Raw genomic sequence first — 14,349 nt, forward strand, 5'->3', positions numbered from 1 at the left:
GGGGCGGGACGCGCCCGCCCCCTCTCGCCGTGAATGCGGGGCCGGCGTCAGGAGACGCCGAGCTCCTTGGCGTTGGCCTTGAGGTCCTCGATGCCACCGCACATGAAGAACGCCTGCTCCGGGAAGTGGTCGTACTCGCCGTCGATGATCGAGTTGAAGGCCGCGATCGACTCGTCCAGCGGGACGTCCGACCCGTCGACGCCGGTGAACTGCTTGGCGACGTGGGTGTTCTGGGACAGGAAGCGCTCCACGCGACGGGCGCGGTGGACGACGAGCTTGTCCTCTTCGCCCAGCTCGTCGATACCGAGGATCGCGATGATGTCCTGCAGGTCCTTGTACTTCTGGAGGACCGTCTTGACGCGCATCGCGGCCTCGTAGTGGTCCTGCGCGATGTAGCGCGGGTCCAGGATCCGGGACGTGGAGTCCAGCGGGTCCACGGCCGGGTAGATGCCCTTCTCGGAGATCGGACGGGAGAGAACCGTCGTCGCGTCGAGGTGGGCGAAGGTGGTCGCCGGGGCCGGGTCGGTCAGGTCGTCCGCGGGGACGTAGATCGCCTGCATCGAGGTGATCGAGTGACCACGCGTCGAGGTGATGCGCTCCTGGAGGAGGCCCATCTCGTCGGCCAGGTTCGGCTGGTAGCCCACCGCGGAGGGCATGCGGCCGAGCAGGGTCGAGACCTCGGAACCGGCCTGCGTGAAGCGGAAGATGTTGTCGATGAAGAACAGCACGTCCTGCTTCTGCACATCGCGGAAGTACTCCGCCATGGTCAGACCGGCCAGGGCCACGCGCAGACGGGTGCCCGGGGGCTCGTCCATCTGGCCGAAGACCAGCGCGGTCTTGTCGATGACGCCCGACTCGGACATCTCCTCGATGAGGTCGTTGCCCTCACGGGTGCGCTCGCCGACACCGGCGAACACGGAGACACCGTCGTGGTTGTTGGCGACGCGGTAGATCATCTCCTGGATGAGCACCGTCTTGCCGACGCCGGCACCACCGAACAGACCGATCTTTCCACCCTTGACGTACGGGGTGAGAAGGTCGATGACCTTGACGCCGGTCTCGAACATCTCGGTCTTCGACTCGAGCTCGTCGAAGTTCGGCGCCTTGCGGTGGATGGACCAGCGCTCGCCGTCGTAGGTCTCGTCGACGTTCAGCACCTCACCGAGGGTGTTGAACACCTTGCCCTTGGTGAAGTCGCCGACCGGGACGGTGATGCCCGTACCGGTGTTGGTCACCGGGGCCTGGCGGACCAGACCGTCGGTGGGCTGCATCGAGATCGTGCGGACCAGGCCGTCACCCAGGTGCTGGGCGACCTCGAGGGTCAGCGTCTTGAGCGCGCCCTCCAGAGCCGGGTCGGCCACCTCGACGTGCAGAGCGTTGTAGATCTCCGGCATCGCGTCGACGGGGAACTCCACGTCGACGACCGGGCCGATGACCCGGGCGACGCGGCCCGTGGCAACGGCCGTCTCAACAGTGGTCGTCATTACTTGTCACTCCCCGCGGTCGCGTCGGCGAGGGCTGCGGAGCCACCGACGATCTCGCTGATTTCCTGGGTGATTTCGGCCTGGCGGGCCGCGTTGGCAAGTCGGGAGAGCGTGGTGATCAGGTCTCCCGCGTTGTCGGTGGCCGACTTCATCGCGCGGCGCGTGGCGGCGTGCTTGGAGGCAGCCGACTGGAGCAGCGCGTTGTAGATACGGCTTTCGACGTACCGTGGCAGCAGGGCGTCGAGGACGTCCTCAGCCGACGGCTCGAAGTCGTACAGCGGAAGGATCTCGCCCTTGGTGGACGTCTCCTCCGCGACCTCTTCGAGGCGGAGCGGAAGCAGCCGGCTGTCGATCGCCGACTGCGTCATCATCGAGACGAACTCGGTGTAGACGATGTGGATCTCGTCCACGCCGCCCTCAGCCGTCTCCTTCTCGATGGCCTCGATCAGCGGACCCGCGACCTTCTTCGCGTCCGCGTACGTGGGCTCGTCGGTGAAGCCCGACCACGACTCCGCGACCTTGCGCTCGCGGAAGTTGTAGTGGGCCAGACCGCGGCGGCCGACGATGAACGTGTCGACCTCCTTGCCCTCCGCCTCGAGACGCGCGGTCAGCTGCTCCGCCGCCTTGATGGCGTTGGAGTTGAAGGCGCCGGCCAGTCCGCGGTCGCTCGTGAGGAGCAGCACCGCGGAACGGGTCGCCGTCTCCGCCTCCGTGGTCAGCGGGTGCTTGGTGTTCGACCCGGTCCCCACCGCCGTGACCGCGCGGGTGAGCTCGGTCGCGTACGGCGCGGAGGCCGCCACCTTGCGCTGCGCCTTGACGACACGCGAGGCGGCGATCATCTCCATCGCCTTGGTGATCTTCTTGGTCGCGGTGACGGATCGGATGCGACGCTTGTAGACCCGGAGCTGGGCTCCCATGAGTCAGGTCCCTTCCTTACGTCACTTGGCGGCGGCCGGAGCGTCCTCGCCGAGAAGCTTCCCGTCCGAGGTCTCGAACTGCTTCTTGAACTCCGTGATGGCGTCCGCCACGGCGGTCAGCGTGTCGTCCGACATCTTCCCGCCCTCCTTGATGGAGGTCATGAGGCCCTGCTCCTTGCGGTGCAGGTACTCCAGGAGCTCCTTCTCGAAGCGGCGGATGTCGTTGACCGGGACGTCGTCCATCTTGCCGGTGGTACCGGCCCACACGGAGACGACCTGGTCCTCGGTCGACATCGGCTGGTACTGAGCCTGCTTGAGCAGCTCGACCATCCGCTGACCGCGCTCCAGCTGCGCCTTCGACGCCGCGTCCAGGTCGGAACCGAAGGCGGCGAACGCCTCCAGCTCACGGAACTGGGCGAGGTCCACGCGCAGTCGGCCGGAGACCTGCTTCATCGCCTTGTGCTGCGCGGAACCACCGACTCGGGAGACGGAGATACCGACGTTCAGCGCGGGGCGCTGACCGGCGTTGAACAGGTCCGACTCCAGGAAGCACTGGCCGTCGGTGATGGAGATGACGTTGGTCGGGATGAACGCCGAGACGTCGTTGGCCTTCGTCTCGACGATCGGCAGACCGGTCATCGAACCCGCGCCCATGTCGTCGGAGAGCTTCGCGCAGCGCTCCAGCAGACGGGAGTGCAGGTAGAAGACGTCACCCGGGTAGGCCTCGCGCCCCGGCGGGCGGCGGAGCAGCAGGGACACGGCGCGGTAGGCGTCGGCCTGCTTCGAGAGGTCGTCGAAGATGATGAGGACGTGCTTGCCCTCGTACATCCACTGCTGGCCGATGGCCGAGCCGGTGTACGGCGCCAGGTACTTGAAGCCGGCCGGGTCGGACGCCGGGGCGGCGACGATGGTCGTGTACTCCAGCGCGCCGGCGTCCTCGAGGGCGCCACGCACGGAGGCGATGGTCGAGCCCTTCTGGCCGATGGCGACGTAGACGCAGCGGACCTGCTTCTTCGGGTCACCGGTGCGCCAGTTGTCGCGCTGGTTGATGATCGTGTCGACGGCCAGGGCGGTCTTGCCGGTCTGGCGGTCACCGATGATCAGCTGACGCTGACCACGGCCGATCGGGGTCATCGCGTCGACGGCCTTGTAGCCCGTCTCCATCGGCTCGTGCACCGACTTGCGGGCCATGACGCCCGGGGCCTGCAGCTCGAGGGCGCGGCGAGCGCTGGTCTCGATCTCGCCGAGGCCGTCGATCGGGTTGCCGAGCGGGTCGACCACGCGGCCGAGGTAACCCTCGCCCACGGCGACCGACAGGACCTCGCCGGTACGGGTGACCGGCTGACCCTCCTCGATGCCGCTGAACTCGCCGAGGACGACGCAGCCGATCTCGCGCTCCTCGAGGTTGAGGGCGAGACCGAGGGTGCCGTCCTCGAACTTCAGCAGTTCGTTGGCCATGGCCGAGGGGAGGCCCTCGACCTTCGCGATGCCGTCGCCGGCAAGGGTGACCGTACCGACCTCCTCGCGCGAGGCCGCGTCCGGCTTGTACGACTGGACAAAGTTCTCCAGCGCGTCCCGGATCTCCTCCGGCCGGATCGTGAGCTCCGCCATCTGGGTTCCCTGCTCTCCTTGTTGGGCCCGAAGTTTCAACTTGGGGGTCTGGGGGCGACCCCCAGGAATCCTCTGCAACGGCCCAACCAGGGCCGTAAGTACTGCGATCTTGCTTGTGAAGTTGCTGCTAGCTCGCCATGCGGCGGGCGGCCTCTTCGAGCCGGTCCGCGATGGAGCCGTTGATGACCTCGTCACCGACCTGCACCCGGATCCCGCCGAGGACGTCGGGGTCCACGTCGAGGTTGAGGTGCATCCGGCGCCCGTAGAGCTTGGCCAGAGCTTCGCCGAGGCGTCGCTTCTGTCCGTCGCTCAGCGGGACCGCCGAGGTGACGACGGCGACCATACGGTCCCGGCGCGCGGCGGCGAGCTTGGACAGGGACTCCAGTCCCGCCTCCAGGCTACGTCCACGCGGCACGGTCACGAGGCGCGTCACCAGTCGCTCGGTCACCGCGTTGGCCCGGCCGCCGAGCAGGCTGCCCAGCAGCTCGCCCTTGGCCGCCTTGCCGGCGGCGCGGTTGGTCAGCGCGGCGCGCAGCTCGGTGTTCGAGGCGACGATCCGGCCGAAGCGGAACAGCTCGTCCTCGACGTCGTCCAGCAGACCGGCCCGCTGCGCCACGGTGAGCTCGGCGGTGTTCGCCAGCTCCTCCAGCGCGTCCACCAGGTCACGCGGCTGCGACCAGCGGGAACGCACCAGACCCGACACCAGGTCGGCGGTCGCGCCGCCCACCTGGCCGCCGATCAGGCGCTGGGCCAGCACGGCCTTCGCCTCACCGGGCTGCGCCGGGTCGGTCAGGACCCGACGCAGCGACACCTCGCGGTGGAGCAGCGCGGTGACGGCGGCCAGCTCGTCGGCGAGCTGCGCCGCGTCCACGGACGTGGAGTCCGTCAGCGCGTCGAGACGCTCACGTGCGGCTGCCAGGGCATCGCGGCTCGCTCCGTTCATCGCGCGGCCTCGGCCTTCTCCTCGAGCTCGTCGAGGAAACGGTCGATCGTGCGGCTCTGCCGGGCGTGGTCCTCGAGGGACTCGCCGACGAGCTTGCCGGCCAGGTCGGTGGCGAGCTTGCCCACGTCCTGGCGCAGCGCCTGCGAAGCGGCCTTGCGGTCTGCCTCGATCTGGGAGTGACCGGCGGCGATGATTTCCTCACGCTGCCGCTGGCCTTCCGCGCGCATCTCGGCGATGAGCGTGGCGCCCTGCTCCTGCGCCTCCTGGCGCAGACGCGCGGCCTCGTGCCGAGCCTCGGCGAGCTGAGCCTTGTACTGCTCGAGCACGCTCTGGGCCTCGACCTTCATGGCGTCGGCCTCTTCGATACCGCCTTCGATCGCCGCGCGGCGCTCTTCCAGAACCTTGTTGATGTTCGGGAGGAGCTTCTTCCAGAAGAAGAAGAACACGATGGCGAAGGCGATGGCGCCGACGAGCAGCTCGGGACCCGGCGGGATGAGCGGGTTCTGCTCTTCCTCGGCCGCCAGCTGTACCAGGTTGGCGATCACATCAGTGCCTTTCGTCGTCTCGTGTCAGTAAGGGGTGACTACTTACCGAACACGAACGGCATAACGATGCCGATGAGGGCGAGCGCCTCACAGAAGGCGAAGCCGAGGATCTGGTTGGCACGGATCAGGCCGGCGGCCTCGGGCTGGCGGGCCAGGGCCTGGGTGCCGTTACCGAAGATGATGCCGACGCCGACGCCGGGGCCGATGGCAGCGAGACCGTAGCCGATGGAACCGAGGGAGCCGGTGACGCCAGCGGCGAGTTCGATGGTCGCGGACATGCCGTTACTTCCTTCTCTGTTACGAGCCGGTGGGGGTTGGCCACCGGACGACGGGGGGTTGGGTGCGGGGTGGGCTCAGTGGTGCTCGGCGAGCGCGCCCTGGATGTACGAGCAGGCGAGGAGCACGAACACGTACGCCTGGACAGCCTGCACGAAAAGCTCGAAGAGGATCATGACGATGGTCATGATGAAGGAGACGCCCGCCGCCGGGATCATGTAGCTGTTCAGCAGGTACCAGGAGGCAACCGTGAACATGACCAGCATCAGGTGGCCGGCGAACATGTTGGCGAACAATCGCACCGCGTGCGTGAACGGCCGGACCAGGGTGTTCGAGAAGAACTCGATGACCACCACGAGCGGCAGCACCGGGCCGAGCGACTTGTCGTAACCGGTGAGGTTCTTCAGGCCGCCGACGAAGCCGTGCCGCTTGAACGTCAGCGACATCCAGAGCACGTAGACGATGACCGCCAGCACGATCGGGTACGCGATGATCGACGACACCGGGAACTGTGCCAGCGGGATCACGGACCAGATGTTCATGAGCCAGATGAAGAAGAACAGCGAGACCATCAGCGGGACGTACTTCTCGCCCTCCCGCTTGCCGAGGGTCTCGTAGACGATGCCGCGGCGTACGAAGTCGTACCCGGCCTCACCGACCATCTGCAGCTTGCCCGGCACCACCTTGGGCTTGCCGAAGGCCGCCCAGAAGAGGCCCACGACGAGCGCGGTGGTGATGAGCGCAAGCAGCATCACCTTGTTGAACTCGAAGCCACCGACGGTGAACAGCGGCTGGAAGAGGAACGAGTGCAGACCCGGAGCCGGAAAGCCACACCCGTTGTCGGACATGATCCGACAGCTCCAGTCAAAGGCGAGCTGGGTCTGGTCAGCACTCACCACGGGCTCCTTCGGCGTGACGCATAGGTACGGCAACCTCGTTGTGTCGGCGCGGCGCGCAGCCGCGGGTCGGCACCGGACTGGTGTTTCGGATGTGGGGGCGGCTGTCGGGCATCAAGCCTCGCGATTGAGCAGGCGTCAGCTCAGATGCCCGCGCCCGCGATGCCGCAGTTGGCACCGGACGATAGCAGGGTCTCTGGCACGTCTTTATCCCGGCCCTACCCCTCACGACGACGACCCGGTCTTCTCGGGCTTCTCGCTTTTCTCGGAGTCCGGATCGATGTAGAAGATCTTGGCCTTCATGTGCGCCCGGGCCTGCGCCGCCATCCAGACGACGGTCGCGACGACGAGTCCGATCGCGAACGCCTTCGGATTGAAGAGAGACGTGTCCTTGAAGAGGGCGACGAAAATCAGGAGCAGCAGGAGCTGGGCGACATAGAGCATCAGCCCCATGGCCTGAAACAACTGCGGGAGCGTCTTTGCCGTCCACTGCAGGACGTACAGGCCGATCCCCATGAAGAGGATCGCCAGCACCGTGCCGACAGCCGCGCCGAGCGCCCCCTGGCCGCCCGCGACCGCACCACTGACGGCAACGACGAGCACACCGGCGGCCGCTGTGGGTACAGCGGTATGCAGGAGGTTTCGGGCGTCATTGGACGGCATGGCGGCAACTCCGCTTGCTAAGGGGGGCGTGTCGTCATGGACGAGCGTAGTCCCGGGCCGAGTGAGGACCTCACGCCAAGAGACCGTCGCATCACGGCCCTTCGGCTCTATCCCGGGTTCTCGTGAACCGTATCACAAACTATTTGATGAGGTCTTTACCTGGTTGGTGTGCTCGCTGTCACACATGAGAGTTACTCCGCGCGTCTGTGCGGAATCGGGGGCAACTTGTCTGGTAATGGGCCGCTTTGCGCGCAGCGTTCTTGCGGGATTCTTACCTCGCGTCAGCGCGAGGACCCCGCCCCGCGGCGGTCCAGCCGGTGCTCCCGGACCCCAACTGCCGTGGCCCCGTTGACTCCTGAGACGCCTGTGACGACCGGGGCGCGGTGCTCCTCCTCGCCCGGCGCGTACGCGGCGGACGGCCCGCCCTCGCCGTCCGGGACGGCGACGGCCCCCCGCCGGCGGTAGCGCGGCGGCACGAAGCGCTCCGCCCAGCGCGGGATGCGCGGAGTGAACCGCGGCAGCAGGAGCAGCACCAGCCCGACCGCGCTGAACAGCATGACGCCGAGCACGATCCACATGGACGCCGAGTTGACGGAATAGGCGAGGGCGCCGAAGGCGATCACCGCCGACCAGAAGTACATGATCAGGACGGCCCGGCTGTGCGAGTGCCCGACCTCCAGCAGCCGGTGGTGCAGGTGCCCGCGGTCGGCGGCGAAGGGCGACTGACCGCGCCAGGTGCGCCGCACGATGGCGAGCACGAGGTCGGCGGCCGGTACCGCGATGATCGTCAGCGGCAGCAGCAGCGGGATGTACACGGGCACCGTCTGGTGGACGGTGTTGCGCTCCGACCCGGAGAACAGGTTCATCGCGTCGGGGTCGATCTGCCCGGTGATGGAGATCGCTCCGGCGGCCAGCACCAGCCCGATGAGCATCGAGCCGGAGTCGCCCATGAAGATCCGCGCGGGATGCATGTTGTGCGGCAGGAAGCCGAGGCACATGCCCATCAGGATCGCCGCGAAGAGGGTCGCCGGGGCGGCGGCCTCGATGCCGTAGCTGTACCAGATGCGGTACGCGTACAGGAAGAACGCGGCGGAGGCGATGCACACCATGCCGGCGGCGAGACCGTCGAGGCCGTCCACGAAGTTGACGGCGTTGATGGTGATGACGACGAGCGCGACGGTCAGCAGGGTGCCCTGCCACTGGGTCAGCGCGACGAGGCCGACACCCGGGATGGGCAGCCACAGGATCGTCAGACCCTGCATGACCATGACGCCCGCGGCGATCATCTGGCCGCCCAGCTTGATCAGGGCGTCGATCTCGAACTTGTCGTCCAGGACACCGATCAGCCAGATCAGCGCCGCCCCGGACAGCAGCGCCCGCGGTTCGTTCGAGCTGGCGAAGACCCCGTTGAGGTTCTCCAGGTGGTCCGCGACCAGCAGACCCGCGCACAGTCCGAAGAACATCGCGATCCCGCCGAGCCGCGGAGTGGGTTCCCGGTGCACGTCGCGCGCCCGGATCTCCGGCATGGCTCCGGCCACGATCGCGAACTTCCGTACCGGCCCTGTCAGCAGATACGTCACCGCGGCCGTGATGCAGAGCGTCAGCAGGTATTCACGCACGGGCTTCCCCACAGGTCTCGCTGGCCATCACAGCCCCACACCCTAGCTTCGCGCGCATATGAGTGAGGACTTCCGGGTAGCGACGATGGTTGCACGAGTGGCTGTGCACCCTGCGCCGCCCGCCCCTCCCTAGCCGGGATAGGGCGGAAATCTTCCGGTCAGCTCCCGTACTTCTTCACGTGCGGCCCGGCTCGCGGTCTCGTCCCGCAGCACCCGCGCGAACAGTACGGCGATCCGCGCCATCTCCGCCTCGCCCATGCCCTGCGTGGTGGTCGCCGCCGTGCCGATCCGCAGTCCGCGCGCGTCCCCGTGCGGCAGCGCGCAGGTGTCGAGGACCAGGCCCGCGGCGGCGAGCCGGCCCCGCGCGGTGCGTCCCTCGACGCCGAGCGGCGCCGGGTCCACGACCACCAGATGGGTGTCGGTGCCCCCGGTCGTCACCGCGAGCCCCTGCGCCGCCAGCGCCGCGGCCAGCACGCGCGCGTTGGCGACCACCTGACGGGCGTACGCGGTGAAGGCCGGTGTCGCCGCCTCGCCGAACGCGACGGCCTTGGCGGCGATGGTGTGCATCTGCGCACCGCCCTGCGTGAACGGGAAGACCGCCCGGTCCACGCGCTCGGCCAGTTCGCTCCCGCACAGGAGCATCCCGCCGCGCGGACCGCGCAGCACCTTGTGGGTGGTGGCGCACACGACGTCGGCGTACGGCACCGGACTGGGCGCCGCCCGCCCGGCGACGAGACCCATGGGGTGCGCGGCGTCGGCGATCAGATACGCGCCCACCTCGTCGGCGATCTCCCGGAAGGCGGCGTAGTCGACGTGGCGCGGATAGGAGATGGACCCGCACACGATCGCCTTCGGGCGGTGCGTACGGGCCAGGGCGCGCACCTGCTCGTAGTCGATGAGGCCGCTCTCGGCGTCCACACCGTAGCCCACGAAGTCGAACCAGCGGCCGGAGAAGTTCGCGGGTGAGCCGTGGGTGAGGTGGCCGCCGAAGGGCAGGCCCATCGCCAGCACGGTGTCGCCGGGGCGCAGCAGCGCGGCGTACGCGGCGAGCACCGCGGAGGAACCGGAGTGGGACTGCACGTTGGCGTGCTCGGCGCCGAACAGGGCCATGGCGCGTTCGACGGCGACGCGCTCGGCGACGTCGACGATCTCGCAGCCGCCGTGGTGCCGGGCGCCGGGGTAGCCCTCGGCGTACTTGTTGGCGAGCGGCGACCCGAGGGCGGCGAGCACGGCCGGGGAGGTGAAGTTCTCGGCGGCGATGAGCTGCAGGGTGGTCGACTGCCGGTCCAGCTCCCCGAGCAGGATGTCGGCGAGCTCCGGGTCCTGCCGGCGCAGGACGTCCGCTTCGAGCGTGGGTGTGACCGGCATGGTGGACTCCGGACCTCGGCGGGGCGTGGCTTGTGTCCAATGTAGAACCGGGACCGGTGGCACGCCCGGTGTCAGGTCCGCGCGGGCACGCCCGGTGTCAGGTCCGCGCGGGCACGCCCGTCAGCGCCGTGACGACCGGATCCAGCGCCTCGTTGATCTCGTCGCCGATCGAACGGAAGAACGGCAGGGGGGCGCCGTACGGGTCGTAGACCTCGTCCGCCTCCGCGGTCGGGGCGAGGAGCCACCCGCGCAGCGCCGCGGCGGCCCGCACGAGGGCGCGGGCGCGGGTGACCGCGCCGTCGTCGAGGGGCGGCAGCGTCGCCGGGTCTATGGCGCGGACCAGCCGGGTGAACTCCTTGAGGGTGAAGGTGCGCAGGCCCGCCGAGTGGCCCATGGAGATGACCTGGGCGCGGTGGTCGCGGGTGGCCGTCAGCACCAGGTCGGCCCGGATGACGTGCTCGTCGAGGAGTTCCCGGCCGACGAAGCCGGAGGCGTCCGCGCCGAAGTCCGCGAGGACGGCCTCGGCGTTGGCCTCCATGGGCGCGCCCTCGTGGCCCCAGGTGCCCGCGCTCTCCACGATCAGACCGCCCCACAGGGGGTCGCCGAGGCGGTCCGCGAGGGCATGGCGGGTCAGCCGCTCGGTGATCGGTGAGCGGCACACGTTGCCGGTGCTGACGTGGAGGATGCGGAAGGACCCCTGGGGGGACCCGTTGGCCCCCGTGATCCCCGTGCCTATGCCACGCATGGGGGTGCCCCCTGGTCGAGCGGAGTCGGGAGCTTGGGGGAGTCAGGGGCTGTCAATTCGCCACCTCGAGGTCGGGTACGACCTTGCGCAGCTCTCCGGCGGACAGTGCCCCCTCGCGCAGCAGCACGGGCACCTTGCCGGTCACGTCGACGATCGAGGAGGGGACGATGCCCGGGGTCGGGCCGCCGTCCAGGTAGACCGAGACGGAGTCGCCGAGCATCTCCTGCGCGGCGTCGCAGTCCTCGGGCGAGGGGTGGCCGGTGAGGTTCGCGGAGGAGACGGCCATCGGGCCGACCTCGTTGAGCAGCTCGATGGCGACCGGGTGCAGCGGCATGCGCACGGCGACGGTGCCGCGGGTGTCCCCCAGGTCCCACTGGAGGGACGGCTGGTGCCGCGCGACGAGGGTGAGGGCGCCCGGCCAGAACGCGTCGACGAGCTCCCAGGCCATCTCGGAGAAGTCCGTGACGAGGCCGTGCAGCGTGTTCGGGGAGCCGATGAGGACGGGGGTGGGCATGTTGCGGCCCCGGCCCTTGGCCGCCAGGAGGTCGGCGACGGCCTCGGAGCTGAACGCGTCGGCACCGACGCCGTACACGGTGTCGGTCGGCAGCACCACGAGCTCGCCACGGCGGACTGCGGACGCGGCCTCGCGCAGCCCGGTCGCGCGGTCGGTCGCGTCGTTGGTGTCGTATCGCCGTGCCATTTAGCGGGCCTCCTCGTACACGTACTGCTGGTTGGGAGAGACGGTGGGCGCGCTCACGGCATCGCCCTGCGGGCGGTCGCGAACCGCGGCCGGTTGTTGAGGTCCGGGTGGTCGGCCGCGTCGGCCCAGCCCCGCTCCTCGGTGAAGATCCACGGCACCTGTCCGCCCTGGGTGTCGGCGTGCTCGACGACGACGACCCCGCCGGGCCGCAGCAGCCGGTGCGCGGTGCGTTCGATGCCGCGGATGAGGTCGAGTCCGTCCTCGCCGGAGAACAGGGCGAGTTCGGGGTCGTGGTCGCGGGCCTCCGGAGCGACGTACTCCCATTCCGTGAGGGGGATGTACGGCGGGTTGGAGATGACCAGGTCGACCTGGCCGTCGAGGTCGGGGAAGGCCTCCAGGGCGTCTCCCTGGCGCAGGTCCACCCTGGACCCCTCGACGTTCTTGCGCGTCCACCTGAGGGCGTCCTCGGACAGCTCCACGGCGTGCACGCGCGAGCGCGGGACCTCCTGGGCGAGGGCGAGCGCGATGGCGCCCGAGCCGGTGCACAGGTCGACGATGAGCGGTTCCACCACGTCCATGGCGCGCACGGCGTCTATGGCCCAGCCGACGACCGACTCGGTCTCGGGCCGGGGCACGAAGACGCCGGGGCCGACCTGGAGCTCCAGGTAGCGGAAGTAGGCGTGGCCCGTGATGTGCTGCAGCGGCTCGCGCGCCTCGCGGCGCGCGATCATCTCCCAGTACCGGGCGTCGAAGTCGATGTCCTTGACGGTGTGCAGCTCGCCCCGCTTCACGCCGTGCACGAAGGCGGCGAGCTCCTCCGCGTCGTTGCGCGGCGAGGGCACGCCTGCGTCGGCCAGCCGCTGGGTGGCCTGGGCCACTTCAGCGAGCAGCACGCTGCGGGGGTTCGGGGGTCGCCCCCCAAAATGTTGCTGCACGCTGGTCCTCCGGGACTGAGCTGTTGTCGTACGGTCTGGCTGGTACGTGTCCTTACGCGGCGGCGAGCTTGGCCGCCGAGTCCGCGTCGACGCACGCCTGGATCACGGCGTCGAGGTCACCGTCGAGCACCTGGTCCAAGTTGTACGCCTTGAAGCCGACGCGGTGGTCCGAGATGCGATTCTCCGGGTAGTTGTACGTGCGGATCTTCTCGGAGCGGTCGACGGTGCGGACCTGGCTGCGGCGGGCGTCCGCGGCCTCCTTCTCCGCTTCCTCCTGGGCCGCCGCGAGGAGCCTGGAGCGCAGGATACGCATCGCCTGCTCCTTGTTCTGCAGCTGGCTCTTCTCGTTCTGGCAGGAGGCGACCACTCCGGTGGGAAGGTGCGTGATGCGCACCGCGGAGTCGGTGGTGTTGACGGACTGACCGCCGGGGCCGGAGGAGCGGTAGACGTCGATGCGCAGGTCGTTCGCGTGGATCTCGACGTCGACCTCCTCGGCCTCGGGCGTGACGAGCACGCCGGCGGCGGAAGTGTGGATGCGGCCCTGCGACTCGGTGGAGGGCACGCGCTGCACGCGGTGCACGCCGCCCTCGTACTTCATGCGGGCCCAGACGCCCTGGCCGGGCTCGGTCGCGCCGTTGCCGCCCTTGGTCTTCACGGCGACCTGGACGTCCTTGTAGCCGCCGAGCTCGGACTCGGTGGCGTCGATGATCTCGGTCTTCCAGCCGACGCGCTCGGCGTAGCGCAGGTACATGCGCAGCAGGTCGCCGGCGAACAGGGCCGACTCGTCGCCGCCCGCGCCCGCCTTGATCTCGAGGATGACGTCCTTGTCGTCACTGGGGTCGCGCGGGACCAGCAGCAGGCGGAGCTTCTCGGTGAGCTCCTCGCGCTGCTTCTCCAGCTCCTTGACCTCGGCGGCGAAGTCGGGGTCGTCGAGGGCGAACTCCTTCGCCGTCCCGACGTCGTCCCCGGTCTGCTTCCAGGAGCGGTAGGTCGCGACGATCGGGGTCAGCTCGGCGTAGCGCTTGTTGAGCTTGCGCGCGTTGGCCTGGTCGGCGTGGACCGACGGGTCAGCGAGCTTCTTCTCCAGATCGGCGTGCTCGCCGATGAGTTCCTCGACCGCCTCGAACATCTCCGGCTCCAATGGACTGTCCCCGGCTCCGGTACGAGCGTGAGGACGTTGGTACTACGACGAATGGGGGCTGCACCGCAAAGCGCCGGTCCCGGCGTCCCCTGCTCGGGGACACCGGAGACCGGCGCTGTGGGCTCGCTACTTCTTGGCAGCGGCAGCCTTGCCGAAGCGGGCCTCGAAGCGGGCCACACGGCCACCGGTGTCGAGGATCTTCTGCTTGCCCGTGTAGAACGGGTGGCACTCGGAGCAGACCTCGGCGCGGACGGTGCCGCTGGAGATCGTGCTGCGGGTGGTGAACGACGCGCCACAGGTACAGCTGACCTGCGTCTCGACGTACTCGGGGTGGATGTCGCGCTTCAAGGGTGTCTCCTAGTTTCGGGAGGGCGCCGGGTCGCCGCCGCGGGATGCGGGTGCGTGAACCGGGGCCGACGTACCAGTCTGCCAGGACTGGGCGCATCCCCCAAAACCGGGGTGGGGGACGATCTATTCCCCGGGGCTTCCCGGAGGGTCCGGGGACT

15 protein-coding genes are annotated in these 14,349 nt (G+C 69.0%); all 15 read right to left on the minus strand.

Going from position 1 to position 14,349, the window contains the following annotated elements; all coding sequences use genetic code 11:
• Positions 1 to 47: 47 nt before the first annotated feature.
• The gene (gene atpD, locus AC069T_RS24190; RefSeq protein ID WP_358854197.1) at positions 48 to 1,484 is read right to left on the minus strand and encodes a F0F1 ATP synthase subunit beta; all 1,437 of its coding nucleotides are present in this window, start codon (positions 1,482 to 1,484) and stop codon (positions 48 to 50) included.
• Positions 1,484 to 2,401 carry a F0F1 ATP synthase subunit gamma gene (locus tag AC069T_RS24195; RefSeq protein WP_478784701.1) on the minus strand — a complete coding sequence of 306 codons (918 nt, stop codon included), beginning with the start codon at positions 2,399 to 2,401 and terminating at the stop codon, positions 1,484 to 1,486. Before AC069T_RS24195 ends, atpD begins: the two co-directional genes overlap by 1 nt.
• 21 nt (positions 2,402 to 2,422) lie before the next feature.
• Positions 2,423 to 4,012: a F0F1 ATP synthase subunit alpha gene (atpA, locus tag AC069T_RS24200; protein ID WP_478784702.1), complete on the minus strand. Its 1,590-nt coding sequence runs from the start codon at positions 4,010 to 4,012 to the stop codon at positions 2,423 to 2,425.
• A 127-nt stretch (positions 4,013 to 4,139) separates the two neighbouring features.
• Complete coding sequence (locus AC069T_RS24205) at positions 4,140 to 4,955, minus strand: F0F1 ATP synthase subunit delta (RefSeq protein WP_478784703.1); 816 nt, start codon at positions 4,953 to 4,955, stop codon at positions 4,140 to 4,142.
• On the minus strand, positions 4,952 to 5,500 hold the full coding sequence (locus tag AC069T_RS24210) for a F0F1 ATP synthase subunit B (RefSeq protein WP_478784704.1): 549 nt from the start codon (positions 5,498 to 5,500) through the stop codon (positions 4,952 to 4,954). Before AC069T_RS24210 ends, AC069T_RS24205 begins: the two co-directional genes overlap by 4 nt.
• Positions 5,501 to 5,538: 38 nt before the next feature.
• Positions 5,539 to 5,778 carry an ATP synthase subunit c family protein gene (locus AC069T_RS24215; RefSeq protein WP_389390440.1) on the minus strand — a complete coding sequence of 80 codons (240 nt, stop codon included), beginning with the start codon at positions 5,776 to 5,778 and terminating at the stop codon, positions 5,539 to 5,541.
• A 75-nt stretch (positions 5,779 to 5,853) separates the two neighbouring features.
• On the minus strand, positions 5,854 to 6,624 hold the full coding sequence (gene atpB, locus AC069T_RS24220; protein WP_478784752.1) for a F0F1 ATP synthase subunit A: 771 nt from the start codon (positions 6,622 to 6,624) through the stop codon (positions 5,854 to 5,856).
• A 273-nt stretch (positions 6,625 to 6,897) separates the two neighbouring features.
• Positions 6,898 to 7,335: a hypothetical protein gene (locus AC069T_RS24225; RefSeq protein ID WP_478784705.1), complete on the minus strand. Its 438-nt coding sequence runs from the start codon at positions 7,333 to 7,335 to the stop codon at positions 6,898 to 6,900.
• A 281-nt stretch (positions 7,336 to 7,616) separates the two neighbouring features.
• On the minus strand, positions 7,617 to 8,954 hold the full coding sequence (locus tag AC069T_RS24230; protein WP_478784706.1) for an MraY family glycosyltransferase: 1,338 nt from the start codon (positions 8,952 to 8,954) through the stop codon (positions 7,617 to 7,619).
• A 129-nt stretch (positions 8,955 to 9,083) separates the two neighbouring features.
• A complete protein-coding gene (locus AC069T_RS24235; RefSeq protein ID WP_478784707.1) occupies positions 9,084 to 10,322 on the minus strand; it encodes a serine hydroxymethyltransferase in 1,239 nt (412 codons plus the stop codon).
• A gap of 97 nt (positions 10,323 to 10,419) precedes the next feature.
• Positions 10,420 to 11,067 carry an arsenate reductase/protein-tyrosine-phosphatase family protein gene (locus AC069T_RS24240; RefSeq protein ID WP_388786697.1) on the minus strand — a complete coding sequence of 216 codons (648 nt, stop codon included), beginning with the start codon at positions 11,065 to 11,067 and terminating at the stop codon, positions 10,420 to 10,422.
• 52 nt (positions 11,068 to 11,119) lie between these two features.
• Positions 11,120 to 11,767, minus strand: coding sequence for an L-threonylcarbamoyladenylate synthase (locus AC069T_RS24245; RefSeq protein WP_478784708.1), 648 nt, complete (start codon positions 11,765 to 11,767; stop codon positions 11,120 to 11,122).
• 53 nt (positions 11,768 to 11,820) lie between these two features.
• On the minus strand, positions 11,821 to 12,660 hold the full coding sequence (gene prmC / locus AC069T_RS24250; RefSeq protein WP_478784709.1) for a peptide chain release factor N(5)-glutamine methyltransferase: 840 nt from the start codon (positions 12,658 to 12,660) through the stop codon (positions 11,821 to 11,823).
• A 94-nt stretch (positions 12,661 to 12,754) separates the two neighbouring features.
• Entirely contained in the window at positions 12,755 to 13,831 is a 1,077-nt protein-coding gene (gene prfA / locus AC069T_RS24255) for a peptide chain release factor 1 (RefSeq protein ID WP_476754773.1), read from the minus strand.
• Between the two features lie 138 nt (positions 13,832 to 13,969).
• The gene (rpmE, locus tag AC069T_RS24260; RefSeq protein ID WP_010984345.1) at positions 13,970 to 14,191 is read right to left on the minus strand and encodes a 50S ribosomal protein L31; all 222 of its coding nucleotides are present in this window, start codon (positions 14,189 to 14,191) and stop codon (positions 13,970 to 13,972) included.
• Between the last annotated feature and the right edge of the window lie 158 nt (positions 14,192 to 14,349).

It is taken from the genome of Streptomyces sp. NPDC043867 (assembly GCF_056435845.1).